This is a genomic window from Microbacterium sp. NPDC055455 (assembly GCF_053619935.1).
The window spans coordinates 537,488-563,803 of sequence record NZ_JBSHLB010000001.1 but is presented as its reverse complement, the minus strand read 5'-3'; the positions used below and the strand labels follow the sequence as shown (position 1 = coordinate 563,803).

The 26,316-nt window shown below is 71.8% G+C and carries 27 protein-coding genes and 1 tRNA gene; 14 read left to right on the top strand and 14 right to left on the bottom strand.

The features are described 5' to 3' along the window. The first annotated feature begins 47 nt into the window (after positions 1-47). The 12 genes from ACWGUG_RS02450 (at position 48) to ACWGUG_RS02395 (ending at position 12,017) form a co-directional block, all read left to right on the top strand. Positions 48-1,352, top strand: coding sequence for an ABC transporter substrate-binding protein (locus ACWGUG_RS02450; protein WP_452323736.1), 1,305 nt, complete (start codon positions 48-50; stop codon positions 1,350-1,352). Between the two features lie 81 nt (positions 1,353-1,433). Then, positions 1,434-2,366: a carbohydrate ABC transporter permease gene (locus ACWGUG_RS02445; RefSeq protein WP_378879076.1), complete on the top strand. Its 933-nt coding sequence runs from the start codon at positions 1,434-1,436 to the stop codon at positions 2,364-2,366. Beyond that, the gene (locus ACWGUG_RS02440) at positions 2,366-3,325 is read left to right on the top strand and encodes a carbohydrate ABC transporter permease (protein ID WP_378879073.1); all 960 of its coding nucleotides are present in this window, start codon (positions 2,366-2,368) and stop codon (positions 3,323-3,325) included. The genes ACWGUG_RS02445 and ACWGUG_RS02440 overlap by 1 nt, the downstream gene beginning before the upstream one ends. Before the next feature lie 4 nt (positions 3,326-3,329). Beyond that, positions 3,330-4,019, top strand: a complete 690-nt coding sequence (locus ACWGUG_RS02435) for a ferredoxin-NADPH reductase (protein ID WP_452323735.1) — start codon at positions 3,330-3,332, stop codon at positions 4,017-4,019. A gap of 46 nt (positions 4,020-4,065) precedes the next feature. Continuing rightward, positions 4,066-5,268, top strand: a complete 1,203-nt coding sequence (locus ACWGUG_RS02430; protein ID WP_452323734.1) for a glycoside hydrolase family 88 protein — start codon at positions 4,066-4,068, stop codon at positions 5,266-5,268. After that, a complete protein-coding gene (locus ACWGUG_RS02425; RefSeq protein ID WP_452323733.1) occupies positions 5,265-6,146 on the top strand; it encodes a fumarylacetoacetate hydrolase family protein in 882 nt (293 codons plus the stop codon). Before ACWGUG_RS02430 ends, ACWGUG_RS02425 begins: the two co-directional genes overlap by 4 nt. After that, complete coding sequence (gene kduD / locus ACWGUG_RS02420) at positions 6,143-6,907, top strand: 2-dehydro-3-deoxy-D-gluconate 5-dehydrogenase KduD (RefSeq protein WP_452323732.1); 765 nt, start codon at positions 6,143-6,145, stop codon at positions 6,905-6,907. Before ACWGUG_RS02425 ends, kduD begins: the two co-directional genes overlap by 4 nt. A 42-nt stretch (positions 6,908-6,949) precedes the next feature. Continuing rightward, positions 6,950-7,801: a 5-dehydro-4-deoxy-D-glucuronate isomerase gene (gene kduI, locus ACWGUG_RS02415; RefSeq protein ID WP_452323731.1), complete on the top strand. Its 852-nt coding sequence runs from the start codon at positions 6,950-6,952 to the stop codon at positions 7,799-7,801. Positions 7,802-7,831: 30 nt separating this feature from the next. Then, positions 7,832-8,749: a sugar kinase gene (locus ACWGUG_RS02410; protein WP_452323730.1), complete on the top strand. Its 918-nt coding sequence runs from the start codon at positions 7,832-7,834 to the stop codon at positions 8,747-8,749. Between the two features lie 112 nt (positions 8,750-8,861). Continuing rightward, positions 8,862-9,518, top strand: coding sequence for a bifunctional 4-hydroxy-2-oxoglutarate aldolase/2-dehydro-3-deoxy-phosphogluconate aldolase (locus ACWGUG_RS02405; protein WP_452323729.1), 657 nt, complete (start codon positions 8,862-8,864; stop codon positions 9,516-9,518). After that, positions 9,515-11,281 carry a glycoside hydrolase family 35 protein gene (locus tag ACWGUG_RS02400; protein WP_452323728.1) on the top strand — a complete coding sequence of 589 codons (1,767 nt, stop codon included), beginning with the start codon at positions 9,515-9,517 and terminating at the stop codon, positions 11,279-11,281. The genes ACWGUG_RS02405 and ACWGUG_RS02400 overlap by 4 nt, the downstream gene beginning before the upstream one ends. A gap of 94 nt (positions 11,282-11,375) precedes the next feature. Beyond that, positions 11,376-12,017 (top strand): DUF6226 family protein, encoded by a 642-nt coding sequence (locus ACWGUG_RS02395; protein WP_452323727.1) that lies wholly within the window; start codon positions 11,376-11,378, stop codon positions 12,015-12,017. Positions 12,018-12,039: 22 nt separating this feature from the next. On the opposite strand, the gene ACWGUG_RS02390 is transcribed toward ACWGUG_RS02395, so the two are convergent. The 4 genes from ACWGUG_RS02390 to ACWGUG_RS02375 all read right to left on the bottom strand — a co-directional run bounded on the left by ACWGUG_RS02390 (position 12,040) and on the right by ACWGUG_RS02375 (position 15,236). Continuing rightward, positions 12,040-12,708, bottom strand: a complete 669-nt coding sequence (locus tag ACWGUG_RS02390; protein ID WP_452323726.1) for a hypothetical protein — start codon at positions 12,706-12,708, stop codon at positions 12,040-12,042. A 21-nt stretch (positions 12,709-12,729) separates the two neighbouring features. Next, complete coding sequence (locus tag ACWGUG_RS02385) at positions 12,730-13,155, bottom strand: pyridoxamine 5'-phosphate oxidase family protein (RefSeq protein WP_452323725.1); 426 nt, start codon at positions 13,153-13,155, stop codon at positions 12,730-12,732. A gap of 312 nt (positions 13,156-13,467) precedes the next feature. Next, a complete protein-coding gene (locus ACWGUG_RS02380; RefSeq protein ID WP_452323724.1) occupies positions 13,468-14,886 on the bottom strand; it encodes a DUF222 domain-containing protein in 1,419 nt (472 codons plus the stop codon). Positions 14,887-15,162: 276 nt separating this feature from the next. After that, positions 15,163-15,236, bottom strand: a tRNA-Gly gene (locus tag ACWGUG_RS02375). A gap of 57 nt (positions 15,237-15,293) precedes the next feature. On the opposite strand from ACWGUG_RS02375, the gene dcd reads away from it, so the two are divergent. Continuing rightward, entirely contained in the window at positions 15,294-15,899 is a 606-nt protein-coding gene (gene dcd, locus ACWGUG_RS02370; protein WP_336394134.1) for a dCTP deaminase, read from the top strand. Positions 15,900-15,903: 4 nt separating this feature from the next. On the opposite strand, the gene ACWGUG_RS02365 is transcribed toward dcd, so the two are convergent. After that, the gene (locus ACWGUG_RS02365) at positions 15,904-16,815 is read right to left on the bottom strand and encodes a hypothetical protein (protein ID WP_452323723.1); all 912 of its coding nucleotides are present in this window, start codon (positions 16,813-16,815) and stop codon (positions 15,904-15,906) included. A gap of 183 nt (positions 16,816-16,998) precedes the next feature. Continuing rightward, positions 16,999-17,922 (bottom strand): hypothetical protein, encoded by a 924-nt coding sequence (locus ACWGUG_RS02360; RefSeq protein ID WP_452323722.1) that lies wholly within the window; start codon positions 17,920-17,922, stop codon positions 16,999-17,001. Between the two features lie 296 nt (positions 17,923-18,218). Here ACWGUG_RS02360 and ACWGUG_RS02355 point away from each other — a divergent pair, with 296 nt between their 5' ends. Further along, entirely contained in the window at positions 18,219-18,872 is a 654-nt protein-coding gene (locus tag ACWGUG_RS02355) for a PadR family transcriptional regulator (protein WP_452323721.1), read from the top strand. 10 nt (positions 18,873-18,882) lie between these two features. On the opposite strand, the gene ACWGUG_RS02350 is transcribed toward ACWGUG_RS02355, so the two are convergent. From ACWGUG_RS02350 to ACWGUG_RS02315, 8 genes are all read right to left on the bottom strand, one after another. Continuing rightward, positions 18,883-19,548, bottom strand: coding sequence for a hypothetical protein (locus ACWGUG_RS02350; RefSeq protein ID WP_452323720.1), 666 nt, complete (start codon positions 19,546-19,548; stop codon positions 18,883-18,885). Between the two features lie 128 nt (positions 19,549-19,676). After that, complete coding sequence (locus tag ACWGUG_RS02345) at positions 19,677-20,648, bottom strand: NAD(P)/FAD-dependent oxidoreductase (RefSeq protein WP_452323719.1); 972 nt, start codon at positions 20,646-20,648, stop codon at positions 19,677-19,679. Beyond that, positions 20,641-20,970, bottom strand: coding sequence for a ferredoxin (gene fdxA / locus ACWGUG_RS02340; RefSeq protein WP_336394140.1), 330 nt, complete (start codon positions 20,968-20,970; stop codon positions 20,641-20,643). The genes ACWGUG_RS02345 and fdxA overlap by 8 nt, the downstream gene beginning before the upstream one ends. Next, positions 20,967-22,361 (bottom strand): FAD-dependent oxidoreductase, encoded by a 1,395-nt coding sequence (locus ACWGUG_RS02335; protein ID WP_336394141.1) that lies wholly within the window; start codon positions 22,359-22,361, stop codon positions 20,967-20,969. Before ACWGUG_RS02335 ends, fdxA begins: the two co-directional genes overlap by 4 nt. Then, positions 22,358-23,392, bottom strand: a complete 1,035-nt coding sequence (gene cobA, locus ACWGUG_RS02330) for a uroporphyrinogen-III C-methyltransferase (protein WP_452323718.1) — start codon at positions 23,390-23,392, stop codon at positions 22,358-22,360. Before cobA ends, ACWGUG_RS02335 begins: the two co-directional genes overlap by 4 nt. Continuing rightward, the gene (locus ACWGUG_RS02325; RefSeq protein ID WP_452323717.1) at positions 23,389-24,309 is read right to left on the bottom strand and encodes an ABC transporter permease; all 921 of its coding nucleotides are present in this window, start codon (positions 24,307-24,309) and stop codon (positions 23,389-23,391) included. The genes cobA and ACWGUG_RS02325 overlap by 4 nt, the downstream gene beginning before the upstream one ends. Beyond that, positions 24,299-25,189, bottom strand: coding sequence for an ABC transporter ATP-binding protein (locus tag ACWGUG_RS02320; RefSeq protein WP_452323716.1), 891 nt, complete (start codon positions 25,187-25,189; stop codon positions 24,299-24,301). Before ACWGUG_RS02320 ends, ACWGUG_RS02325 begins: the two co-directional genes overlap by 11 nt. Before the next feature lies 1 nt (position 25,190). Further along, a complete protein-coding gene (locus tag ACWGUG_RS02315; RefSeq protein ID WP_452323715.1) occupies positions 25,191-26,237 on the bottom strand; it encodes an aliphatic sulfonate ABC transporter substrate-binding protein in 1,047 nt (348 codons plus the stop codon). Positions 26,238-26,316 lie beyond the last annotated feature (79 nt).

Below are 26,316 nucleotides of genomic sequence, written 5' to 3'. Positions count from 1 at the left end.
CGACGGGCCCGAGGGCGGGTCCGCAATCACAAAGGAGTACCCCCAGAATGAAGCGCTCATACGCTGCCGCGGCCGGCATCGCCGTGGTCGCAACGCTCGCTCTCGCCGGCTGCAGTGGCGGCGGCGACGAGGCCGCCGCGCCCGAGGAATCGGGCCCGGTCACCCTCTCGCTCTCGGGCTGGAGCCTCGACACGACGCCGGAGTTCCAGGCGCTCGCCGATGCGTTCCACGAGGAGAACCCCGACATCACCGTCGAGGTCAAGGGCTACGACGCGGCCGAGTACAACACGCTGCTCACCGCCGACCTCGCCGCCGGCGCGGGCCCCGACATCATCACGCAGAAGGAGGTCAAGTTCGTCCCGACGTTCGTCGAGGGCGGCCAGCTCCTCGACGTGTCGGACGTCGAGCTGCCCGACGGCATCAGCGGCGCGGCCTCGTACGAGGTCGACGGCACCGCCTACGCCGTGCCCTACCGCAACGACTCGTGGGTGCTGTACTACAACAAGGCGCTGTTCGACGAGGCGGGCGTCGAGTACCCCGACGGATCGTGGACGTGGGACGACTACGCCGACGCCGCCGCCGAGCTGAACAGCGGCCTCGCCGGTGCCGGCAGCGCCGCCAAGGCCGCCTACCTGCACAACTGGCAGTCGACCGTCCAGGGCTTCGCGAACGCGCAGTCCGACGGTGACATCCTCGAGGGCGACTACGGCTACATGGCGCCCTTCTACGAGAACGTCCTCGCGCTGCAGGACGCCGGCGACCAGGTCGACTTCAACACCGCGAAGGCGAACCAGCTCACCTACCAGGGCGAGTTCGGCAAGCAGAACGCCGCGATGCTGCCCATGGGCACCTGGTTCGTGGCCACACTCATCGCCCAGCAGGCCTCGGGCGACGCGGACGACTTCGAGTGGGGCATCGCGCCCATCCCGCAGGCCGACTCCGAGACCGCGGGCCTGGACAACACCCCGGTGACCTTCGGCGACCCGACCGGCTTCGGCATCAACGCCGCGATCGACGAGGGCAAGGTCGCCGCCGCGAAGAAGTTCCTCGCGTTCGCCGCCGGTGAGGAAGGCGCTCAGATCCTCGCCGAGATCGGCATCACGCCGGCGCTGCTGACCGACGCGGTCGTCGAGACGTACTTCTCGGTCGACGGCGCCCCCACCGACGACCTGTCGGCCTTCGCCTACTCGACCCACGAGGTGCACCCCGAGAACCCGACGTCGAACAAGGCTGCGGCGATCCAGGGCATCCTCGGCGACATGCACACCGCGATCATGTCGGGCTCGGCATCGGTGTCGGACGCGATCGCCGAGGCGGAGGACCGCGTCGCCAACGAGGTCGGCCTCGACTGATCCTCTCGGTGACCGGCCCGCGCTGCGGGCGGGCCGGTCACCATCCCCCCGCTTCACCCATCCATCCACTGGAGGTCCGCCATGGCGACCATCACCGCCACCGAGGCCGGCACCGCGCCGCCGCCCGTGCGCCGACGGCGCTCGAAGCTGCGGCTGCGCAACACCCTCATCGGATGGAGCTTCATCCTTCCGAACTTCCTCGGCTTCGGTCTGCTCACGCTCATCCCGATCGTCGTGCTCTTCTACATGTCGTTCACGAACTGGAACGTCTTCGGCACGGCGAACTGGGTGGGCCTGGACAACTTCGAGCGGCTGCTGGGCGACGGCAGCTTCCGCATCTCGGTCCTCAACACCCTGTACTACTCCGCGCTGCACATCCCGCTGACGATCGCCGTCTCGCTGGGTCTGGCGCTGCTGCTGAACAACAAGCTCCGCGGCGTCGCGTTCTTCCGCACCGCCGCCTTCTTCCCCTACATCACCTCGATCGTCGCGATCGCCGTGGTGTGGAACCTGCTCTTCAGCCCCGAGTACGGCCCGATCAACGAGTTCCTCCGGTTCATCGGCATCCAGAACCCGCCCGGATGGCTCACCTCGCCCGAGTGGGCGATGCCGGCCGTGGTGATCGTCGGCACGTGGCGCGACATGGGCTACTACATGATCCTGTTCCTCGCGGGCCTGCAGACGGTGCCCCGTGAGCTGCACGAAGCCGCCCGCGTCGACGGGGCGAGTGTCTGGCAGCGGTTCGTCAACGTGACGCTGCCGTGCCTGCGCCCCACCATGTTCTTCGTCACCGTGATGCTGACGATCAACTCGTTCAAGATCTTCGACCTGATCCTCGTCATGACCGACGGCGGCCCGGGTCAGTCCACCCTCGTGATGTCGCAGTTCATCTACCGCAAGGGCTTCGAAGAGAGCCAGTTCGGGTACGCCTCGGCGGCCGCGGTGGCGCTGTTCTTCATGTGCATCATCGTCACGATCGTGCAGTTCCTCTGGAACAAGAAGCGGAGCAGCTGATGGCCGAGCAGATCGAGAAGGACGCCGAGCTCCTGGTCGCCGACTACACGGCGCCGTCCGAGGCGCGCCGCGGCCTGCGCAAGCTCGCCGAGGAGCCGCCCATGCAGGCGCCGACGTCCCGCGAGAAGATGACCCCCGGGCGGCGCGCCGCGCGGATCGCCATGTACGTCGCACTGGTCGTCTTCGCGATCGGGCTGCTGACGCCGTTCGCGTGGATGGTGCTGAGCTCGTTCAAGTCGGCCAACGAGGTCTTCTCGGTGCCGGTGAAGTGGCTCCCCGAGACCTTCGTGTGGCAGAACTATCTCGACATCTGGACCGAGTCGAACATGCTCGTCTGGATCCGCAACACGCTGTTCCTCGCGGTGGTCGTCACGTTCCTGCAGGTGCTCACCGGATCGTTCGCCGCGTACGGCTTCGCGCGCATGAGGTTCCGCGGCCGCGACGTGCTGTTCCTGCTGTACGTCGGCACCATCGCCGTGCCGTGGCAGTCGTACATGATCCCGCAGTTCATCCTGCTGTCGAATTTCAAGGTGTCCAACACGCTGTGGGCGATCATCCTGCTGCAGGCGTTCGGCGCGTTCGGCGTGTTCCTGATGAAGCAGTTCTACGAGACCATCCCCGAGGAGCTCTCCGAGGCGGCGCGCATCGACGGACTCAGCGAATACGCGATCTGGCGCAAGATCATGCTGCCGCTGTCGATCCCGGCCCTGGCCTCGCTGACGCTGCTCACCTTCGTCAACACGTGGAACGACTACCTCGGGCCGCTCATCTACCTGCGCAACCCCGACCTGTGGACGATCCAGCTGGGCCTTAAGAGCTTCGTCTCCAACCTCTACGACACCAACTACGCGCTGCTGTTCGCGGGGCTGACGATCTCGGTCATCCCGATCGCGATCATCTTCCTGCTCGGCCAGAAGTACTTCGTCGAGGGCATCGCGACAAGCGGTCTGAAGGGCTGAGCGCATGAAGAAGCTCAACGGCCTGGTGTCGCACGAGATGTGGGCGTCCCTCATCGGGATCATCTACCTCGCGCTCGTGGTCAACCTGCTGCTGGTGATCGCGTGCCTGCCGCTGGTCGCGGTGCTCGCCACCACCGACCCGCTGCACTCCTGGCCGCTGGTGGCCGCCACGGCGCCGCTCGCGACACCGGGCGTGGCCGCGGCATTCCGGGCCTTCCGCGAGCACGGCGCAGGTGGGCTCGGCCCGATCCGCGCGTTCGCCGCCGGGCTGCGCGACACGTGGCGCCGGGCGCTCCTGATCGGTGCGGCGGTCACCGCGGCGGTCGTGGTGCTCCTCGTGGATGTGCGGATGCTGTCGAACACGGCGGTCGCGGTGGTCACGGTGCCGCTGCTGGCGGTGCTCGTGCTCGTGGCGGTCGCGGTGGGGCTGGTGGCGCTGGTCGCGCTCGCCGAGGCGCCGGCCGCCCGGCTGCGGGACGTGCTGCGCGCGAGTCTCTACCTGAGCCTCAAGCGCTGGTACCTCACCGCCGCGTCGCTGCTCGCACTCGTGGCGCAGGCCGCCGTGTTCGCCACCGCGCCCGCGCTCGGCCTCGGGCTCACCGCCTCCGCCGCCCTGTACTTCGCGTGGACCAACTCCCGCTTCACGCTCCGCCCCGTGCTCGACCTCGACGAGAAGGCGGCCGCGCAGGCCTGAGCCCGCGGCATCCGTTCTCCGTTCCCCTGCTTCGAAGGATTCTCCCATGACGTCCACCTCGCCCGTCTCGGGCACCACCGCCACGCCCGCCGACTCGCCGGTGGCCGTCGCCGGCGCGATCGACGCCGCCCTGTCGACGGTCCGGCGCAACATCGCGACCTTCGGCGGCGCGTACCCCGGCGACACGACGGTGGACGACCGCTACGAGCTGCGCCCGGCCGAGGGATCCATCCCCCGCGGCGGCAACCGCGGCTGGACCACCAGCTTCCGCACCGGCATGCTGTGGCTCGGGTGGGAGCTGAGCGGCGACGAGGTGTTCCGCGAGGCCGCACTGGTCGACGTCGCCGACTTCGCGCGCCGCGTCCGCGCCGAGGAGGACCTCGACACCCACGACCTGGGCTTCCTGTACACGCTGTCGACGGTCGCCGCGTGGCGGCTCGTCGGCGATCCGGCCGCCCGCGACGCGTCGCTGCTGGCCGCCGACCACCTGATGCGCCGGTTCCTGGAGCCCGCAGGCATCATCCAGGCGTGGGGCGACCTCTCCGACCCGGCGCAGCGCGGCCGCACGATCATCGACAGCCTGATGAACATGCCGCTGCTGACCTGGGCGCACGAGCAGACCGGCCAGGAGCGCTTCGCCGACGCCGTCGCACGCCACACCGCGCAGCTGCGCGACCACATCCTGCGCGAGGACGACTCGACCTTCCACACGTTCTACTGGGATGCCGCCACCGGCGAGCCGCTCCGCGGCGCCACCGAGCAGGGCGCGTTCGACGAGTCGTGCTGGGCGCGTGGCCAGGCGTGGGGCATCTACGGCTTCGCGATGAACTATGCCGTGACCGGCGACGAGCGCCTGCTCGAGGCATCCCGCCGCTGCACGGAGTACTTCCTGCGGCACCTCCCCGCCGACGAGGTGCCGTTCTGGGACCTCGTGTACACCGACGGCAGCGACGCGCCGCGCGACAGCTCGGCCGCCGCCATCGCAGTGTGCGGACTGCTCGAGCTGGCGAAGGTGGAGACGGATGCCGCGCGCGCGGCCGAGTGGACGACGCGTGCCCACGCGATCCTGGCGTCGCTCGTCGAGAACTACGCCCCGGCCGCTCCCGAGGACTCGGACGCGCTCCTCCTGCACTCGGTCTACGACCTGCCGAAGGACAACGGCGTCGACGAGGGCACCCTCTGGGGCGATTACTTCTACCTCGAGGCCCTCATGCGGGTCGCGCGCCCCGAGTGGAGGAAGTACTGGTGAGGCTCGTCAGGTACACAGGCGTCGACGGGGGACCGCGGCCCGGTGCGGTCGTCGCGGGCGCCGAGGGCGAACGGCTGCTGGACCTCGGCGACCTCGCCGGCTCGGTCGAGGACCTGCTGACGGATGCCGCGTCGCTGGCCGCCGCGCGTCAGAGGGCGGCCGCCGCCGACGCCACGCTCCTGGCGCCGTTCGACCCCGCGACGCTGCTCGCACCGGTGACGCCGGGGAAGATCCTGTGCCTCGGCTACAACTACCGCGGTCACGTGCCGGACGGCATCGATCCGACCGCGAACGACCCCGAACATCCCGACGTGTTCGTGAAGACCCCGAACACGCTGGCGGGACCGAACGAGCCGGTCGTGATCCCGCCGGGTGCGACCGACGTCGACTACGAGGGCGAGGTGGCGGTCGTCATCGGCCGCCGCGCGCAGCGGGTGTCGCTGGAGGACGCGCTCGACCACGTCGGCGGGTACACGATCCTCGACGATGTGTCGGACCGCGCGTGGCAGCGGCGGCAGAGCCAGTGGGCGCTGGGCAAGTGCTCGGACGGCTTCGCACCCCTCGGCCCCTGGGTCGTGACGCCCGACGAGGTGCCCGACCCGCAGGACCTCCTCGTCGAGGTCGTGCGCGACGGCGTCGTCACGGTGTCGCAGTCGACATCGACCACGATCTTCAGCGTGGCGTTCGTCATCCATCACCTCAGCCAGGTGCTGACCCTCGAGCCGGGCGACATCGTCTCGACCGGAACCCCGCAGAAGCTGCCCGCCGCCCAGGACGCGCACCGCCCGCTCGCCGACGGCGACGCGGTCACCGTGCGGATCTCGGGCATCGGCGAGCTCACCACCCGATTCGTCGCCCACCAGGAGGCCGCCGCATGATCCTCGATTCGTTCCGCCTCGACGGCAAGGTCGCGCTCGTCACCGGGTCGAGCCGGGGGCTCGGTCAGGGTGCCGCGGTCGCGCTCGCCGAGGCCGGTGCCGACGTCGCGCTCCTCGACCGCGGCGACGCCTCGGCCACCGCGGACCTCATCGCCGCGACCGGCCGCCGCGTCCACCGGGTGCAGCGCGACCTCGTCTCGGCCACTCCCGATGAGCTCGCGTCCGCGGTCGACGAGGTGATCGCCGAGCTCGGCGGCCTCGACATCCTCGTGAACAACGCCGGCACGATCCGCCGCGCGCCCGCCGTCGACTACCCCCTCGGCGACTGGGACGACGTGCTCGCGATCAACCTCGACGCCGTGTTCCACCTGTCGCAGTCCGCGGGCCGCCACATGCTGGCTCAGGGGAGCGGACGCATCATCAACGTCGCGTCCATGCTGTCGTTCCAGGGCGGCATTCTCGTTCCGGCATACACCGCGTCCAAGCACGCGGTCGCCGGGCTGACGAAGGCGCTGGCGAACGAGTGGGCCGCCGCCGGCGTCACCGTCAACGCCGTCGCCCCCGGCTACATGGCGACCGACAACACCGCGCCGCTGCGCGCCGACGAGGACCGCGCCGCGTCGATCCTGTCGCGTATCCCGGAGGGGCGCTGGGGCGAGGCATCCGATCTGCAGGGCGTGTTCGTCTTCCTCGCCTCGGACGCCGCCGCCTACGTGACCGGCGCCGTCATCCCCGTCGACGGCGGCTGGCTCGTCCGCTGACCTCACGCCCCACAGGCCTTCACGCACACCAGGAGAGAACTCGTGACCGAGACGCACATCCCGCAGCGCTACGCGACCAACCCCGCACAGATCCCGGGCATGACCACCCAGGACCTGCGCGACACCTACCTCATCCCCGACGTGTTCGTGCCCGGCGAGATCCGCCTGACGTACACGCACCACGACCGCATCGTGCTGGGCGGCGCCGTGCCCGCCGGCGGTGTGCTCGAGCTCGGCGGCTACCCCGAGATCCGCAGCGACTACTTCCTCGAGCACCGCGAGGTCGGCATCATCAACGTCGGGGGCACCGGCACGGTCACCGCCGACGGCGAGGTCTACACGCTCGTCAAGGGCGCGTGCCTGTACCTCGGCCGCGGCATCCGCTCGATCTCGTTCGCCGACGTGGACGGGTCCGGTGACCAGGGCGCGCAGTTCTACCTGTTCTCGGCACCGGCGCACACCGCCTACCCGGCCGCGCTGGTCTCGCCCGGCGAGGGCACCGTGCGCGAGCTCGGCGACCAGCTCACCTCGAACCGCCGCACGCTCAACCAGTACATCCACGAGAACGGCGTCAAGAGCTGCCAGATCGTCATGGGCGTCACCGAGCTGCACCCGGGCTCCATGTGGAACACCATGCCCGCCCACACGCACGACCGTCGCACCGAGTGCTACCTGTACTTCGACCTGCCCGAGGACGCCCGCGTCATCCACCTGATGGGCCAGCGCGAAGAGACGCGTCACCTCGTCGTCGCCGACCGCCAGGCCGTCATCTCGCCGTCGTGGTCGCTGCACTCGGGGGTCGGCACGTCGTCGTACACGTTCGTCTGGGCGATGGCGGGCGAGAACCAGGCCTTCGACGACATGGATGCCGCGCCCGTCACCGACCTGCGCTGACGGATGCCGCAGCCTGACTACGCTGGGGCGATGCCCCTGACGCTGCTCGCGATCGGCGAGACGATGGCGATGGTCACGCCGGTCGTCGCGACGCCCGTGTCGGACGCGGACGCCTTCCTCCTCGACGCGGGGGGCGCGGAGTCCAACGTCGCCGCCCACGTGGCCGCGCTCGGCCACAGCGCGGTCTGGTTCAGCCGCCTCGGCGACGACGCGCTCGGCCACCGCATCGCGCGGCAGCTCACCGCCCGCGGTGTCGACGTGTCGCGGGTCGTGTTCGACGGTGCGCACCCCACCGGGCTGTACGTGAAGGACCCCGGTAACGGCGTCCTCTACTACCGCCGGGGCTCCGCGGCCGCCCACCTGAGCGACGCGGACGCCGACGCGGTGGCGTTCGACGGCGTCGACCTGCTGCACGTGTCGGGCATCACGGCCGCGATCTCGGCATCCGCGTCGTCCTTCCTCGCCCGCGTCATGGCGCGCGCCCGGGAGCACGGCGTGCCGGTGTCGTTCGACGTCAATCACCGCGCGCCGCTGTGGGATGCCGCCACCGCCGCCCCGGTGCTGCTCGAGCTGGCCCGCGCCGCCGACATCGTGCTCGTCGGCCGCGACGAGGCCGAGACCCTGTGGGGCACCGCCACCGCCGCCGAGGTGCGGGCGCTGATGCCGCAGGTCGCCGAGCTCATCGTCAAGGACGGCGACGTCGGCGCGACGGCGTTCGTCGGCGCCGACGAGGTGTTCGAGCCCGCCCTGGTCGTCGAGGTCGTCGAGCCGGTGGGCGCCGGCGACGCGTTCGCCGGCGGATACCTCGCCGGGCGCCTCTCCGGCGCGCCCGTGCCCGCCCGGCTGCGCGCCGGCCACGAGCGCGCCGCGCGCACCCTCCAGACCACCACCGACTCGATCGACGAGCCCGCCGCGCGGGTGCCGCTGCCCGGCGGCCCGACCGCATGACGGGTTCGGGGCGTGTCCCGCACGTTCGGGGCGCGCGCCGTGCGCCCCGAACGCGCGCCGTGCGCCCCGAACCCGAGATGATGACCGAACGCGACGAACGAAGGACTTCCGAATGACCACCTCATCGACGAGCAGCGCGGATGCCGCGGCCCAGGGCGCCTGGTTCGAGACGGCGTTCGCCGGGGCGCCGCTCATGGCGATCCTGCGGGGCATGGGCGTCGAGCGCTCCGTCCGCCTGTCCGAGACCGCGTGGGATCTCGGCATCGACTCCGTGGAGGTGCCGCTGCAGACCGACGAGGACGAGCGCGCCCTGCGGGAGGTCGTCCGCATCGGCGCGACCCGCGGGAAGAGCGTCGGCGCCGGCACGATCATCACTCCCGAGCAGGTGGCGCTGGCCGCCGACGCCGGTGCGTCCTATCTCGTGTCGCCCGGGCTCGACCCGGTCGTGGTGCGGGCGGCGCAGGATGCCGGCATCCCGATCCTCCCCGGCGTCGCGACGCCCAGCGAGGTGCAGCTGGCCGTGTCGCTCGGGCTCACCTGGCTCAAGGCGTTCCCGGCGACCTGGCTCGGCAGCGACTGGTTCGCGCACATCCGCGGGCCGTTCCCGCAGGTGCGCTTCGTCGCCACCGGCGGCCTGAACGCGTCCAACGTCGACGAGTTCCTCGACGCGGGCGTGCGCGTTGCGGCGGTCGGCTCGGCGCTCGAGGACGCTTCGCAGCTCGAGCGCCTCGCCGAGTTGCTGAGCGCACGCAGCGGTTCCGCCCGGTGACCGGCGCGACGGTCCGATCGTTCGCGATCGGCGACTCCGACTTCCTGCTCGACGGCGAGCCGTTCCGCGTGCTCTCCGGGGCGCTTCACTACTTCCGCGTCCACCCCGGCCAGTGGGCCGACCGCATCCGCAAGGCGCGCCTGATGGGCCTCAACACCATCGAGACGTACGTCGCGTGGAACGCCCACGAACCTCGCCGCGGCGAGTGGGATGCGACGGGCTGGAACGACCTCGGGGCGTTCCTCGATCTCGTCGCCGCCGAGGGGATGCGCGCGATCGTGCGGCCCGGCCCGTACATATGCGCCGAATGGCATAACGGGGGCCTGCCGACATGGCTGACGGGGATGCCGGGCATCGGGCTGCGCCGCTCCGAGCCGGCGTACCTCGCCGAGGTGGCGGCGTACCTCGAGCGTGTGTACGACATCGTCGCGCCCCGGCAGATCGATCGCGGGGGACCGGTGATCCTCGTCCAGATCGAGAACGAGTACGGCGCGTACGGTGACGACACGGCGTACCTCGAGCACCTGGTGCGCGTGACGAAGGATGCCGGCATCACCGTGCCGCTGACCACGATCGACCAGCCGACCGACCAGATGCTGCGCGACGGGAGCGTCGCGGGCGTTCACCTCACGGGCTCCTTCGGCTCGCGGGCGACCGAGCGCCTCGAGACGCTCCGCCGTCATCAGCCGACGGGTCCGCTGATGTGCGCGGAGTTCTGGGACGGCTGGTTCGACTGGTGGGGGGCGTACCACCACACCACGTCGGCGGACGAGTCCGCGGCCGAGCTCGAGGCGCTCCTCGCGTCCGGCGCATCCGTCAACTTCTACATGTTCCACGGCGGAACGAACTTCGGGCTGACCAACGGGGCGAATCACAAGGGGCGCTTCCTCCCCATCGTGACGTCGTACGACTACGACGCGCCGCTGGACGAGCGCGGCGACCCGACGGAGAAGTACTTCGCCTTCCGCGAGGTGATCGCGCGCTACGCGCCGGTGCCCGACGAGGTGCCGCCGGCGAGCGGCCCCGCGCCGGAGCTGACGGTCGCGCTCGACATCGTCGAGTTCGGCGCTGCGGCCGGGACTGCGGCGGGAGTTGGGGCGGGTGACCCGCCGACGTTCGAGGAGCTCGGGCACCTCGGGGCCCTGGTGGTATACGAGGCTGATCTGCCGGGAGGCCGGGGCGGCGTGCTGCGGGTCGGCGAGGTCCGCGACCACGCATGGGTGTCGGTCGACGGCGTATCCGTCGGCACGCTCTCGCGCACCCGCCACGAGGATGCCCTCGTCGTGCCGGCAGGCCGGCACGTGCGGGTGCTGGTCGAGGAGCAGGGGCGCGTGAACTACGGGCCGCACCTCGGCGAGGCGAAGGGGCTCATCGGGCCCGTCACCCTCGACGGTGCGGCCGTCTCGGGGTGGTCGTCGACGGCGATCGCCCTCGAGGACGCCGCGCGTCGCGTCGCGGCCGCGCCGATGGCGGACGCGGTTCGGCCGGCCGGTGTGGCGCCGTTCGGCCTGCGCGGGACCTTCTCGCTCGCCGAGCCTGCCGATCTGTTCCTCGACACCGCCGGCTGGGGCAAGGGCTTCGCGCTGGTCAACGGGTTCCTGCTCGGCAGGTACTGGTCGAGCGGTCCGCAGCGGACGCTCTTCGTGCCGGCGGCGGCGCTCGTCGCGGGGGAGAACACCATCGTGGTGATCGAGCTCGACCGCGTCGCCGACCCGATCGCCCGATTCGTGGCGCAGCCGGATCTCGGCCAGCGCGACGAGTAGCCCGCGACGCGACGAGCAGCCGGCGGTGCGTCGCATGTCCGTGGGGCGAGAGGCCGGCCGGCCTGCGACGAGCGGCCCGCGGTACGGTGTCGGGATGCCGGACTACGTACGTCCTTCGCCCGCGCCGCGCGCGTTCGTGGACGCGGACGGCGTCGTGGTCCGCTACGGCGAGCGGTGGGGCGGGGACTCGCCGCCGGGCGACTCGTACTCGGTGACGAGCAATCTGGAGCGGTTCGCGCCGCTGCACGAGGTCGCGGACGCGCTGATCGGCTGGCTCGCCACGTCGTACGACGTCACGGTCGAGGACTCCCTCGGCGTCGCCGCGGACCTGCTCCGGCCGCCGCCGCAGCCGCTACGCGCTGTGCGGGTCCGGCCCGCAGATGAGGCGGCGTCGCCGCTGACCTTCGTGTTCACCTCTTTCCCCGGCATCCATCTGCATCTCGGGCTGCTGCACGATGCCGTCTTCCCGTCGTGCGGCTGCGACGCCTGCGACGAGACGTGGGAGCGCTGCGCCGACGAGCTGGAGGAGACCGTGGTCAGTGTGGTGAGCGGCGGGCTGTCCGAGAGCATCAGTGGGCGGGGCCGGCTCCCTGTGACGTTCCGCCTCGAGTCCACAGGGGGCTGGCGCGGCGGATCGAGCCGCCGCCAGGACTACCCGCGCGACCGCTGGCGGTCAGCGAGGCGTGCTCTGAAGGCAGGTCGTGTCTGGGCACCCTGGCCGGTCCGCGAACGGTGATCGCCCGGTCGGGCGATGGTGTTCAGACGTCGGAGTAGTCGTTCGCCGGTGTGCGCAACTCGGTGACGACGTCCCCGTCGAGCGTCATGCCGACGAAGTTCCACCCGGTCTCGCCGGGACGGGTGAGGGATTGCGTTCCTTCGGCTTCCTGCTCGTCGATGCCCAGGTGGTCCGCGATGCCGTCCCCGTCCTCATCCCAGTCGTCCCACCCGCCGGCGGCGAGCACGTCGTCGCGAGCGCTGCCCACGGTGATGCCGTCGGCGGTCCGCGCGGGCGTATCTCCGACCGACGCGGAGAGCACGGTGACGCTCGTCGGTCCGCCGCCCTCGAGGACCGACACCCACACGTCGTCCCAGCGGTAGACGGTGCCCATCACCTCGCCGTTGCCCCATGGGTCCTCGAAGTCCTCGCCGCTGCGCGGCTCGCCGGTGAGCTCCTCGACGAGGGCGAGCAGCGGTTCTGCGTCGTCGTAGAGGGGGAACGTCTCCGCACTCGCGCCGTCGACGAGGTCGATGCTCTCGACGCCGAGGACCAGCGCGCGGGCTTCGGTCGCCGTCGGGGTCGGCGTCGGGGTCTGCGATGTGTCGGTCGCCGGTGTGGTGGCGACGGCCTCGGGGGTGGAGCCGGAGGAGGTGCAGCCGGTGAGCAGGAGTGCTGAGGCGATGAGGAGCAGGGCGAGGCGTGGCAGCACGACGATGAATCTAGCGGAGGATCACCAGCGCGCTTCCGACACACGCGCGGGGGTGACCGAGGCGTCGTAGACGCGCACCCACGAGGGGCGGACGGCGACCACCGCGAAGTCCGGATCGAGCGCGTGTGATCCGGGGAACTGCGCGGCGTACGCGGCGCCGTAGCGCTCGCGATGCGCGCCGTGCGCGATGGCGGCGAAGCCCTCGATCTGCACCGAGAGCTCGTCGACCGTGCCGACGACCACCGCGATCCGGTGGTCGTGGCGGAGGTTCTCGGCCTTTCGTGACGCGGCGTGCGTGTCGAACACGAGCGTTCCGTCGTCGAGGGCCGCCAGTCCGACCAGCGCCGCTTCGGGCGCGCCCGAAGGAGAGACGGTCGCCACGACGCCCTGGCCTCGAGCGCGCACGAAGGCCGTGAATGCCGACACGTCCCCGGGATCGAAGCTCACCCGCTCACAGTACGACAGCCGTGCGGGGATTCTGCAGAGGCCCCGGAACGACGGATGCCGCGACCCGCCGGCCAGCCCACCCACCGGCCAGCCCACCCCCCGGCCAGCCCACCCACCGGCCGCCCACCTACAGGCCCCACCTACCGGCCCCACCTACCGGCCCCGCGGCAGGCCGCAGCCTCACGCGGCAGGCTGCGATGCGTCGCCCGAGCCCAGGGGTCAGGCGATCGCGAAGCGGCGGGGCGACTTCGATGTGAGCTCGACGCGCTCGCCGAGCTCTCCGGTCAGGGGGTCGGGCGGTGGATGCAGCCATTAGGTGTCGGCGCCCGTGCCGGTGTCGCGCTCTCGCGAGATGCGCCATCGCTGATTGTGCAGTCGCAGGTGGTAGTTGCGGCACAGGGCGACGCCGTCGTCGACGTCGGTGCGGCCATGATCCTCCCACCAGTGATCGATGTGATGGTATTCGCACTGCGAGACCGGGGCGCTGCACGATGGCCACACACAGCCGCCGTCGCGAGCGGCGATGGCGATGCGCTGCCTTCCGGTGAACAGTCGCAGTTCGCGACCGACGTCGAGCGGACGCCCGTCCGAGCCCCACATCACGGCGACGGCTCCGGCGTCGCACAGCCGCGCCTCGATCACTCCGCCGGGGACCGCGTGTCCACCGTCTTCGAGATGGCCGACTCCGGCGACCTGCATCTCCGCCCGGCCCGAGGCGGCTGAGATGGCGGCCGCCTCGACGACGATGCGCACGCCGGGCTGACGGTCGCCGAAAGCCTGCTCCGGGTCCGCGTGCGCACCGGTGCGCAGCACCGCCATGATCGTGTCGTACTGCAGCTGCTCGTTGGTGCGGTCGTCCGACTCGGCCGCGCGTGCCTTGTCGACCGCGTCGGACCCCACGAACCGGGGGCCCCGACGCGGGCGCAGCGCGGCCTGCAGGAGCGCGTCGACCCACGCGCCGGCGTCGTCGTCGAAGAGGATGTGCGCGTGCCGCTGCCCGCTCTCGTCGATCCACCGGCGGAACGAGCGGGCCGCGAAGCGCTCCTCGAATCGCAGGGTGACGCCTACCGGGTCGAGCCGGTCACGGGCGATGCGCGCCTGCTGCCGCAGCTCCTCCACAGGGAACGCCGAGACCTCCTCGAGCAGCAGCCGAACCGCACGGGTCCAGGCCTGCGGGAGGAAGTCGGGTGCGAGGTCGGGGTAGCGATCGACCGGCGGCTCGCCGAGACCCGTCCGGATGGCGTGGAACTGCGCCTGCGAGATGACACCACCGGAGAGCGCATCGCACAGGAGTTCATGCCACTCCGGCACGTCCGCCCGGATCGCGCCGTTCGCCGCCTCTTCCGTGCCGCACACGGGAGTCCCCGACCCCGCCGCGCCGGAGGGCTCCGCGCCGGAGAGCTCCGTGCCGGCTTCGACCGCCCGCGCGACGTCGGACCGTCCCAACCCGGTGATCTGCTGCACGAGCGCGGTCCCGGTGCGGGCTCCCTTCCTCTGCGCGAGCCCTTCGTAGCCGAGATCCCGTGCCGACCGGCGCGACACCTCGGCCGAGGCGCGCGCGACGATCAGCTCGAGCGCCTTGCGGGCATCGGTGGCGTCCGCCAGCACGGCGAGAAGGTCCTCGTCACCGAGCGCCGCGAGCTCGAGGGGAGCCGCCGGGAGCCGCTCTGCGAGCCGGGTCGCGGCATCCGTCAACCGCATTGCGGGAGACGCGGGCACCGAGGAGTTCATAGAACAAATGTACGACGGACCTCCGACATCGGCGCGTGCCCTCACCTCAGCGGGATCGTGCGCGAGCGGAAGCGTCTCGTACGCCCTCGGCGCGCGCGAGCTCGTCGTCGACGAAGCGCTGCCACAGTGCGGGCGCCTGGCCGGCGCCGAGCTCGCGGGTCGTCGACTTGACGGCGATCAGCTCGGTCGCGGCATCACGTCGCGCTCCGGCCGGAGCGTGAGGTAGCGGTCGCGAGGGCGGACGAACAGGAAGCGGCAGTCGTCGTCGGACTGACATGGAGGGGCTGACGGGAATCGAACCCGCGCTGTCTGCTTGGGAAGCAGAAGTTCTGCCATTGAACTACAGCCCCGAGCGCCTGTTACGGCGCCCGGCCAGCATAACAGGACCGCCCCGCTAGGCTGACTCCGTGCTGCTCAGTGACCGCGACATCCGGCTCGAGATCGACGCGGGGCGCATCGCGCTCGACCCGTGGGAGCCCGCGATGGTGCAGCCCTCGAGCGTCGATGTGCGTCTCGATCGGTACTTCCGGCTGTTCGACAACCACAAGTACCCGTTCATCGATCCGGCCGAGGACCAGCCCGACCTCACGCGCCTCATCGAGGTGGAGCCCGACGAGCCGTTCATCCTGCACCCGGGGGAGTTCGCGCTGGGGTCGACCTTCGAGCAGATCTCCCTCCCCGACGACATCGCCGCCCGCCTCGAGGGCAAGTCCTCGCTCGGACGGCTGGGCCTGCTGACCCACTCCACCGCCGGCTTCATCGACCCGGGCTTCACCGGGCACGTCACGCTGGAGCTCTCCAACGTCGCGACGCTCCCGATCAAGCTCTGGCCCGGCATGAAGATCGGCCAGGTCTGCTACTTCCGCCTCACCTCTCCGGCCGAGAACCCGTACGGCTCGGGCGCGTACGGCAACAGGTATCAGGGCCAGCGCGGGCCGACGGCATCCCGATCGTTCCAGAACTTCCACCGCACCGATGTCGGGGCGACGGATGCCGGGAGCCGCGGCGCCTGAGCCCTCACGGGGTGGGATCGACCACCGGCTCCTTCGCGTAGACGTGCACCTCGGAGCCCTCGACGACGAACTGCAGCGCGGTGCCGTCCGGGAACCGCTCGCGCAGCTCCCGCGGGAACGACGGCGTGACCACCATGGCCGCCGTCGGAGGGAAGCCGCCGCCGGCGCAGCCGCCGGTGGCCATCTGCGCGTCGCCGGCCGCTGAGCGGACGAAGACGCAGTCGAGCACCTCGCCGCGCGTCCACACCTGCTGCGCGAGCACGGCGGTCAGGCCGAAGAACCTCTCGAACACCACGCCCTCACCCGCCTGATCGAAGAATCCGTCGGGCGGCTCGGCGTCGGGATCGACCGCGAGCACGGCGACCCGGCCGGTGCTCAGCGTCGAAGCCGCCAGCGTCACCGCCGAGGCGACGACAGCTGCGAGCACGACGGAGGCGATCCACAGTGTCCGTGTCCGCCGCCACCACGGTCCGCCCGCCGGAACGGGGGTCGGCGACGGCCCCTGCGCGGCGTCCGCGGGCGGAACCCCGTCTGGGGTGCGGCTTGCTTCGGTGTCAGCGTCGTCGGACCGAGTGCCCCGCGCCTCGGCGACGCCGCTGTGCATCGCGTCCTCGGGTTCGCGCCGGGCGTTCGCGGTCGGGTCGGCCGCCGCTCCGGCGGACGTCGCCGCAGCGATCGCCCTGGGGTCTTCAGCGCCGGGGTCGGCCGCCTCCGAACCGGCCGCCGCAGAACTGGATGCCACAGCCCCGGACGCCGCGGGATCGGATGCCTCCCCGGCAAGCCGCGCCTGCTCCTCGAGCTCGCGCAGTCGGCGCATCGCCTCCGGGTCGTCCAGGATGTCCGCGTCCGGCCCGTAGGCGCGGGCGCGGAGCAGGCGCAGCTCGTCGCCCGTCACCGGCTGCTCGGATGTCGACATGAGCGCGCCCTCCCCACACCGGACCGGCGGCCATGGCGATCCAGCTTGCGCCGCCCGCCCTCCGCCGCGATCGGTCACGGCGACCCCCGAGCCGAGGCGCTGCCGCCACCGTACTCCCCGTGCCGGGTCGGCGGCCAGCGGCGCCTCGATGAACGGATGCCACGGCCCGCGGCATCCGTCATCTCACGGCGTCGGCTCGACCAGGCTGGGGGCCTTCGCGTAGACGTTCACCGTGGAGCCCTCGTGCACGAACTGCAGGGCGGTGCCGTCGGGGAAGGCGTCGCGCAGCTCGTCGGGGGAGAGGCGGCCGACCTCCATCGACGCGATCGCCGGGTAGGAGCCGGCTCCGCAGCTGCCCGCGCCGAAACCGCCGCCCTGGTCGGTGACGACGTACAGGCAGGTCTGCGTGCCGTCGGGGCCGAAGGACTGCGGGAACACCAGCACGGTGAGCCCGTGGAACTCGTCGAACACCCGCCCGCCTTGCTGGGACCCGAACCACTCCTCCGGCCACTCGGCGGCGGTATCCTCCTGCAGCACGGCGATCCGGCCGGCCTCGATCGCCTGCGTCCCGAGCGTGAGGCCGACGCCGACCAGCACTCCCGCGACCACGGACGCCGCCCACAGCACGGGGATGCGTCGTCGCCACCACGGTCGCGGAGGCGCCTGACCGCTCTCGTCGGGATCGAGGGCGTCCTCGCCGTCCGACGGTGCGGCAGGATCCGAAGCCCCGGACGGCGTGCCCGCCGGTCCGCTCTCCGGATCGGGCGTCGTGAGCGGGTCTGCGTCCGTTCCGGGCGTGCGCAGCGCGCCAGGAGCGACCAGCGTGCTCGTCGACGTCGCGGCGCCAAAGCCTCGATAGAGGGACTCCCCGCGCGACGCGGCATCCGTCGCTCTCGCGTCGGAGGCGTCATCGGCCGGTCCGGCTCCTGCCGCGCCAGACGACGGCACAGCGGCTCGGGCGGCCGCGCGGGCGGCCTGGTCCTGGATCTGCAGCTCCTGCAGTCGCGCGAGGGCGACGGGATCGTCGTGGATGTCGGCATCCGGACCGTAGGCGCGCTCACGCAGTGCGCGGAGCTCGTCCTGCGAAGAGTCGGTCGGCGTTGACATCGATGCCATCCTGCCCCACCCGGGGCGGACCCGGCGCTGATCCCGGTGATCCCGGCGCTCCCGCCGCGCGCACACGGGCAGATGGCGGCGGGCGATCCCCACGATCGCCCGCCGCTGCGGCGGTCCTCGTCCCCACGTCGGCCCGCCGAATGCGCAGATGCGCTCCCACAGCGTCCATCCGCGCTTACTGCACTCTGCAGTATAGGGTCGATCTGTCGCGAGCGGGATACCCTTTCACGTCCCGAGCCGATCCGATCCTGTGCCGGATCCGCAGCGACGCAGGGGAGAAGGAGAGGATGCCGGTGCCCGAGCGCGAGCTCTCGACGACGGCGTACCTGACCCTCGGTCTCCTCGCCGCGCGCGACTGGTCGGCGTACCAGCTGGCCGAGCAGCTCGGCCGCGGCGTCGCCGAGCTGTGGCCGTCGGCCGATCGCGGCCGGTACGCGGTGCTCAATCGCCTCCGCGATGCCGGCTTCGTCGACACCCGCCAGGAACACACCGGCAAGCGCGCGCGCACGATCTACTCGATCACCCCCGAGGGGCGCGAGGCCCTCGCCCGGTGGCTGACGACGCCGGTGCGTCCGCCGTCGTTCGAGTTCGAGGGCATGGTGCGCGTGCTGCTCTCGGATCAGGGATCGCTCGACGACCTCCGCTCGACCCTCGCGCAGACGCGAGAGCGGGCCCTCGCCCAACGCGACCTGTTCGCCCGCTACGCGGCGTTCATCAGCGCGACCGGCGGCACGTTCCCCGAGCGCAAGCACCTGTTCGCACTGGCCAACACGTTCATGATCGGCCATTACGACCACATCCTCGCGTGGGCCGACTGGGCCGAGCAGCAGATCGCGGACTGGCCCGACACGGTGACGCCGGCGACGCACGGCGATCAGGTGAGCGACATGCTCGCCCCGGGCCGCGAGGCCTGGGAGTCCGGTCACGCCGACGGCGCGTGATCGGCCGGGGCTACGGGCGCTGCGCAGAGACGAGCACCCGGTCGCGATCGAGGACGAACTCCAGCGCCGTGCCCTCGCCGAACTCCTCGAGCAGCGGCCGCGGCGCCTGCGCGGTGACGAGGATCGTCGCCGAGGCGGGGACCGAGCCCGCGGTGCACGAGCCGGCCGAGAGGCCGAAGTTCACCGAGGTCGAGTCGTACACCCACAGGCAGGTGCTGCTGGTCCTGTTGCCGAAGTCGCGGGCGGACGCGATCGCGGTGAGACCGCGGTACTCCTCGAACGTGATGCCGTCCGGCGGGCGCGGCCCCCACATCTGCTCCGGCCACTGCCCGTCGGCGTCCACGCCGAGCACGGCGACACGCTCCCGACCCGGCGACTGCTGCGCCGAGACCGATGCCGCGCCGAGGAGCATGGCGAGCAGCAGCGACGCGCCCCAGAGGAGGGCCCGGTGCCGCTCCCACCACGGGCGCCGGATGCGGGATGCCGCGACAGCCGGCTCTCCGGCGGGAGTCGCCCGGTCGTCGCGGGCCTGCGCGCCCGTCGCCGCCGCGTCGATGGCGTGGCCTTCGAGCTCGCGCAGCCGCCGGAGGGCGTCCGGGTCGTCGCGGATGTCGGCGTCGGGTCCGTAGGCTCGCGCCCGCAGCCGCCTGAGCTCCTCGGCCACGTCGTCGGACATCAGCGACAGCATGTCCGACCGAGGCGTCGCGTTCGAGAGCGCGCACGTGGCCGGACCGTGAACATCCCGTGACGCGCCGCCGCGGGGCGGGAATCCCGCGAGCGGTGGCGCCGCGCGGATGACCGTGATCAGTGGGCGGTGCGCACCCCGACGAGGTCGTGGACGAGCACGGCCGCCGCGCGCGCGCCCTGCCCCGCGGCGACGATGAGCTGCTGCGGACCGGGGGACGCGGCATCCCCCGCCGCATACAGGCCCGCCACGGACGTGCGGCCGGAGCGATCCGTGACCAGGTTGCCGAACCCGTCGCGCTCGAGGTCGATGCCGGCGACGAAGTCCAGCGCGGGGTGCCACTGCGGGCGCACGAACCCGCCGTCGATCTCGACGCGGTCACCGCCGTGCAGGCGCACCGCCGACACGGCGCCCTTGTCGCCCTCGAGGTCGTCGATGACGCGACGCTCGACGATGATCCCGGATGCCGCGAGCTCGGCCTCCTCGACCGTGTCGACGGCGTCCGACCCGTTGGTGAAGACGGTGAGCCGGTCGGTCCAGCGGGCGATCAGCCGCGCCCGGGCGGCCAGATCGGGCGTCTCGCCGATGAGCGCGAGCGGGCGGTCCTGCAGCTCCCACGCGTCGCACGCGGCGCAGCTGAACACGGTCATCCCGTAGAACGCGCGGAGGCTCGGGATGTCGGGCAGCGTCTCGCGGAGGCCGGTGGCCACGAGCACCGAGCGGGCCGAGACGGCGGGAGGGATGCCCGAGCCGCGCCCGCTCAGCGCGGCGATGAAGCGGCGTCCGTCGCCGCAGTCCTTCTCCAGCAGCGCCGTCACGACCGTGCGGTCGTACACCCGCACGTCGGGGTAGGCGGCGAGCTCCGCCCGCGCGAGCTTGCGCAGCTCGAGCGGGGGGATGCCGTCGCGCGTGAGGAAGCCGTGCGATCGCAGCGTCGCCGCGTTGCGGGGCCTACCGGCGTCGATGACCGCCACGGAGGCGCGGGCACGACCGAGGTTGAGCGCGGCGGAGAGCCCGGCCGGGCCCCCGCCGACGATGACCACGTCGACCTCGGCCGGCGGGGCGTCGGTTGCGGGTGCGGGGTCAGTCATGACCGTCTCCTTGGGGAGGGAGGGCGGCGATGATCGGGTGGTCCTTCGCGATCACGCCGGTCTTCGCGGCGCCGCCCGGCGAGCCGATGTCGTCGAAGAACTCCACGTTCGCGGTGTAATAGTCCTGCCACTGGTCGGGCAGGTCGTCCTCGTAGTAGATGGCCTCGACCGGGCAGACCGGCTCGCAGGCCCCGCAGTCGACGCACTCGTCGGGGTGGATGTACAGCGACCGCTCGCCCTCGTAGATGCAGTCGACCGGGCACTCGTCGATGCAGGCGCGGTCCTTCACATCGACGCACGGCAGTGCGATCACGTACGTCACCGGACGAGCGCTCCCCGCGAGATGCCGACCTGCTCGTCGCGCGGAACGACCTTCACGCGCTCCCGCGTGTGGAGGTGGTTCGCTCCGAGCTCCCGCTCGTGCGCGTCCAGGGCCAGCCAGCCCTCCCACGTCGTGTACGCGACCTCGCGCTCGTCGAGCAGGTTCAGCACGTCGCCGGCCACCGCGGGGGCCGAGAGCCGCCCCGCCTCGATGTCGGCGACGAGGTGCGCGATGGTCTCCATGGCGTCGGACTTGGTGTGGCCGATGAGCCCGACCGGTCCGCGCTTGATCCAGCCGGTCGCGTAGAGGCCCGGGACCACCGGAGCGTCGGCGTCGCCGGTGGTCGCGGCATCCGTCACCCGTCCTTCGACATTCGAGACGACGCCGGCCTTCTCGTCGAACGGCGCGTCGATCACCGGGGTGCCGTAGTAGCCGACGGCGCGGTACACCTGCTGAACCGGGTACTCGCGGAACTCGCCCGTGCCGCGCACGCGCCCGTCCCCCGTCGGCTCGGTGCGCTCGAAGCGCAGCCCCTCGACCTTGCCGTCGCCGAGCACCTCGACGGGCGAGTGGTAGAAGTGCAGGTGCAGGCGGCGGCTGGCCCCCGTGGACTCGCGCGTGCGCCAGCTCTCGAGGATGCGGAGCATGACCTTCAGCTGGTTGTTGGCCGGCGTGAGGCCTTCGAGGTAGGCGAAGTCCTCGTCGTGCACGACGATGTCGACGTCCGGCACCTCGCCGAGCTCGCGCAGCTCGATCGGCGTGAACTTGATGTCGGCGGGGCCGCGGCGGCCGAACACGTGCACGTCGGTGACGGCGGATGCCTCCAGGCCCGCGAGCACATTGTCGGCGATCTCGGTCGAGCGGAGGTCCACGGCGTGCTTGGCGAGGATGCGGGCGACGTCGAGCGCGACGTTGCCATTGCCGATGACGGCGACCTCGCGCTGGTCGAGCGTCCACTCGGTGGGCACGTCGGGGTGTCCGTCGAACCAGGCGACGAAGTCCGCGGCGCCGAACGATCCGGGCAGGTCGATGCCGGGGATGTCGAGGGCCGCGTCGCGGATGGCCCCGGTGGCGAGGATCACGGCGTCGTACCGCTCGTGCAGCTCCTCCAGCGCGATGTCGCGGCCGACCTCGACGTTGCCGATGAACCGGGTGGTTCCGGCGTCGAGCATCTCGTGGAGCGAGTTGACGATGCCCTTGATGCGCGGGTGGTCGGGTGCGACGCCGTAGCGGATGAGGCCGTAGGGCGCGGGAAGCGACTCGAACAGATCGATCGCGACCGAGCCGCCGGCGTCGTTCACGGCGTTGGTGAGGATGTTGCCCGCGTAGATGCCGGCGGGACCGGCGCCGACGATCGCGACGCGGAGGTTCTGGAGGCTCGAAGAGGTCACTGCGTGGGGGCCTTTCGGGAGGTGCCGGGGACGGCGAGGGGGTCGAAGTGGGTGAGTTCGAGGGTGGCGAGTTCCGCGGGGGCGTACGGGCTGAGCCGCACGACGTCGCCCACGACCACGACGGCGGGGGAGCGGATGCCTCGCTCCGCGGCCTGGTGGGCGATCGTGGCGAGTGTGCCGACGGTGACGCGCTGGCGAGGTCCGTAGCCGTCCTCGACGACCGCCACCGGGCAGTCCGCGCCGCGCTCGCCGCGGGCGAGGATGATCGCGGAGTTCGCCAGGGTGCCGATCCCCATGAGCAGCACGACGGTGTGGTCGCGGCCGCCGCCGAGGGACTCGATCTGGTCGTGCGCGGTGGCGACCGTGAACGCGGTGGCCACGCCGCGGTGGGTGAGCGGGATGCCGGCGATCGCGGGCACCGAGATCGCGCTGGTGATCCCCGGCACGACCTGGACGGGGACGCCCGCCTCCTGGCAGGCGAAGAGCTCCTCGCCGCCGCGCCCGAAGACGTACGGGTCTCCGCCCTTGAGGCGGACGACCGTCTTGCCGTCGAGGGCGAGCTGCACCAGGAGGGCGTTGATGGCGTCCTGCGGCACGGCGTGGTGGCCCGGCGTCTTGCCGACGTCGACGACCTCCGCCCGCAGCTCGACGCCGTCGGCGGCGAGCCCCTCGAGCACGGCGCGCGCGCCGAGCCGGTCCGCGACGATCACGTCGGCCGCTTCGAGGGCGCGCAGGCCCTTGACGGTGAGCAGCCCGGCGTCGCCCGGCCCGGCCCCGACCAGCCAGACCGTCCCGGTCGTGGTGGCGTCGGCCGTGGCATCCGTAGCCCCCGTGGCATCCGTGGCATCCGTGGCATCCGTCGCATCCGCGGCATCTGTCGCATCCGTCGCTCCGGAATTCGGAGATTCGGCGTGTTTCCGGACCTCCCCGGCCGGATGCTCCGGAAAACGTGCGGATGTCCGATTTCCGGATCCGGGGAAGGAGGGGTCGAGGGACTCGAGTGACTCGAGGGGCTCGGGGCGGCCGGTCATCGGGCACCTCCCGTGATGAGCAGGCCACGGCGCTTCAGCATGCGGCGCTCCAGCGGCCCGAAGAAGACGAGCTCGATGAGGATGCCGATGGCCAGGATGAGGATGATGGTGGCGAGGACCCCGGCCATGTCGGCGAGCTCCCGCGACTGGTCGAGCATCGAGCCCAGGCCGAAGCCGATGGAGCCGCCCGTCGCGATGATCTCGGCCGCCATCAGCGAGCGCCACGAGAACGCCCATCCCTGCTTGAGTCCGGCGAGGTAGCCGGGCAGCGCGGCGGGCAGGATGACGGCGGTGGCCAGCTGCCAGCGCGAGGCGCCGAGCACCGTGCCGACGCGCCGCAGCTGCGGAGGCACCTGGTCGATGCCGGCGATGAGGCCGTTCACGATCGACGGGATGGCGCCCATGAGGATGACGAAGTAGACGGTCGCGTCGGACAGGCCGAACCAGATGATCGCAGCGGGCACCCAGGCCACCGACGGCAGCACCTGCAGGCCCGAGATGATCGGTCCGACCGCGCGGCGGATCGGGCGCACCTCGGCGAGAAGCAGCCCGATGGGTGTGCCGACGACGATCGCGATGAGGAAGCCGGCGACCCCGCGCTCGAGGCTGGTCGCGACGGCCTCCTGCAGGCGACCGGTCTCCCACGCCAGGCCCAGCGCGTTCCACACGTCCACGGGACTCGGAACCTTGTCGGGCCGCGGGTCGGCGATGACGACGTACAGCTGCCAGGCGACGATCAGCAGCACGAGGAAGACGATCGGCGGCACGACGCTCTGGGCGACACGGCGCCAGCGTCCGGTGCCCGAGGCCGCGTCGGTCTGCAGCCGGTCCAGGCCCGCCTCGAGCGAGCGCAGATCGTCGGAGGTGACGGATGCCGCGGCATCCGTCTTCGGAACGGTCAGGCTGTCATGCGGCATTGCGGCGGATCTCCTTCCGCAGCTGGTCGGTGATCTCCACCGAGAGAGCGGCGACCTCGGGCGACTCGATGCGGCGCCCGGTGGTCTTCGCGATCTGCCACTGCTGCACGATGCGGCCGGGACGACTGCCCATCAGCACGACGCGCTGGCCGAGGCGGGCAGCCTCCCGCACGTTGTGCGTGACGAACACGATGGTGCGACCGGTGGCGCGCCACACGCGCTCGAGCTCCTCGTGGAGGAGGTCGCGGGTGATGGCGTCGAGTGCCGCGAACGGCTCGTCCATCAGCAGCACGGGCCGGTCCTGCGCGAGGGCGCGTGCGAGCGCGACGCGCTGGCGCATGCCGCCGGAGAGTTCGTGCGGGCGCTTGTCGGCGGCATCCGCGAGGTTCACGGTGTCCAGGAGCGCGAGCGCCTTCTCGCGACGCTCGCCGCGCGGCACGCCTCGCAGGCGGAGCGCCAGTTCGACGTTCTTGCGGGCGGTCAGCCACGGCATGAGCGCCGACTCCTGGAACATGACGGCCGAGCCCTCGTCGGGGGTCTCGATGCGGCCGGCGCTCGGGCGATCGAGCCCGGCGATGAGGTTCAGGAGCGTGGACTTGCCGCACCCGGACGCCCCCAGCAGGCACACGAACTCCCCGGGGGCGATGTCGAGCGACACGTCGTCGAGCACGACCGGGCCGGAGCCGAACCGCTTGGACACCGCGTCGATCCGCACGGCGGGCGCGACGGCCGGAGCGGGCACGGGGACCGGCGCGACGCTGTCGAAGCTCGGCGTGAAAGGCGTGCCCGCGGAGGCGGGCGCGCCCGTCTCCGGAGCGGCCGGCACGCGGGCCTTCGAGCCCTGCGCGGCGCCGGAGGCGGAAGCGGGTGCGGTGCTCATGTCAGTCCTCGCCGAGTCCTGCGGCCGAGACGGGCTCGCCGCCGGCCGCCGTCAGCTGGTCGTTGAGCAGGGTCAGGTCGAACAGGCCCTCGATCGAACCCGCCTTCTGCGTGCCTGCCTGGATGCCGTTCTCGACGAGCGTCTCGAAGGCGTCGGCGTGCGGGTCGACCGAGAACGTCACGTGCTCGAGAGCGCGTTCGATCACCGCGTCCGCCAGCGGCTTTCCGGTCTCGTCCTCGATGGCGCCGTTGATGACCGCCGGCGCGTCGCCGGGGTTGTCGGCGATCCACTGCACGGCGGCCGCGTGGCCGGTCAGGAGGTCTGCCACCACGTCGGGATGCTGATCGAGGAAGTCCTTGCGCACCAGCAGCACGGTGGTCGGGAACTCGCCGTCCTGCCACAGGTCGGCCTCGTCCTGCAGCACGTGCGCGCCGGCGTCGATCACCAGGCGCGATACCCAGGGCTCCGGCACCCAGGCGCCGTCGACCTGACCGTCCTGGAACAGCGTCAGTGTCTGGGCGTTGTCGGTCGGCGTGATCTGCACGTCGCCGCCGCCGGAGGTGTCGGTCTCGAACCCCTCGTCGGCCAGCCAGACCCGCGCCGAGACGTCCTGCGTGTTGCCGAGCTGCGGCGTCGCGATCGTCGCGCCGTCGAGGTCGGCCGGCTCGTCGATGCCGTCGCGGACCACGAGGGCTGCGCCACCGGTCGCCGCGCCGGCGACGATGCGGGCGGACTCGCCGCCGGACTGGATGAACGTGTTGATCGACGGGTTGGGGCCGATGTAGGTGGCGTCGATGGCGCCTGCCGACAGCGCCTCGATGGCGGCGGGCCCCGCGTTGAAGACCTGCGTGGTCACCTCGACGTCGCCGAGCGCGTCGGCGAACAGCCCCTCCTCGAGCCCGACGAGCGCGGGGGCATGCGTGACGTTCGCGAAGTACCCGAGACGCAGCTCCGTCACCGGGGCGCCGCCGTCTCCGGCCTCTGCCGCGGCGGAGGCGCAGCCCGACATCATCGCCGCCACGAGTCCCAGGGTTGTGATCGTCGTCATGGTGCGGATTGTGTTCACGGTGTCGCCTCCTTCGGTTCGGTGGTTCGGGTCAGGGGTGGGTGGTGCGGGTGCGGGCGGA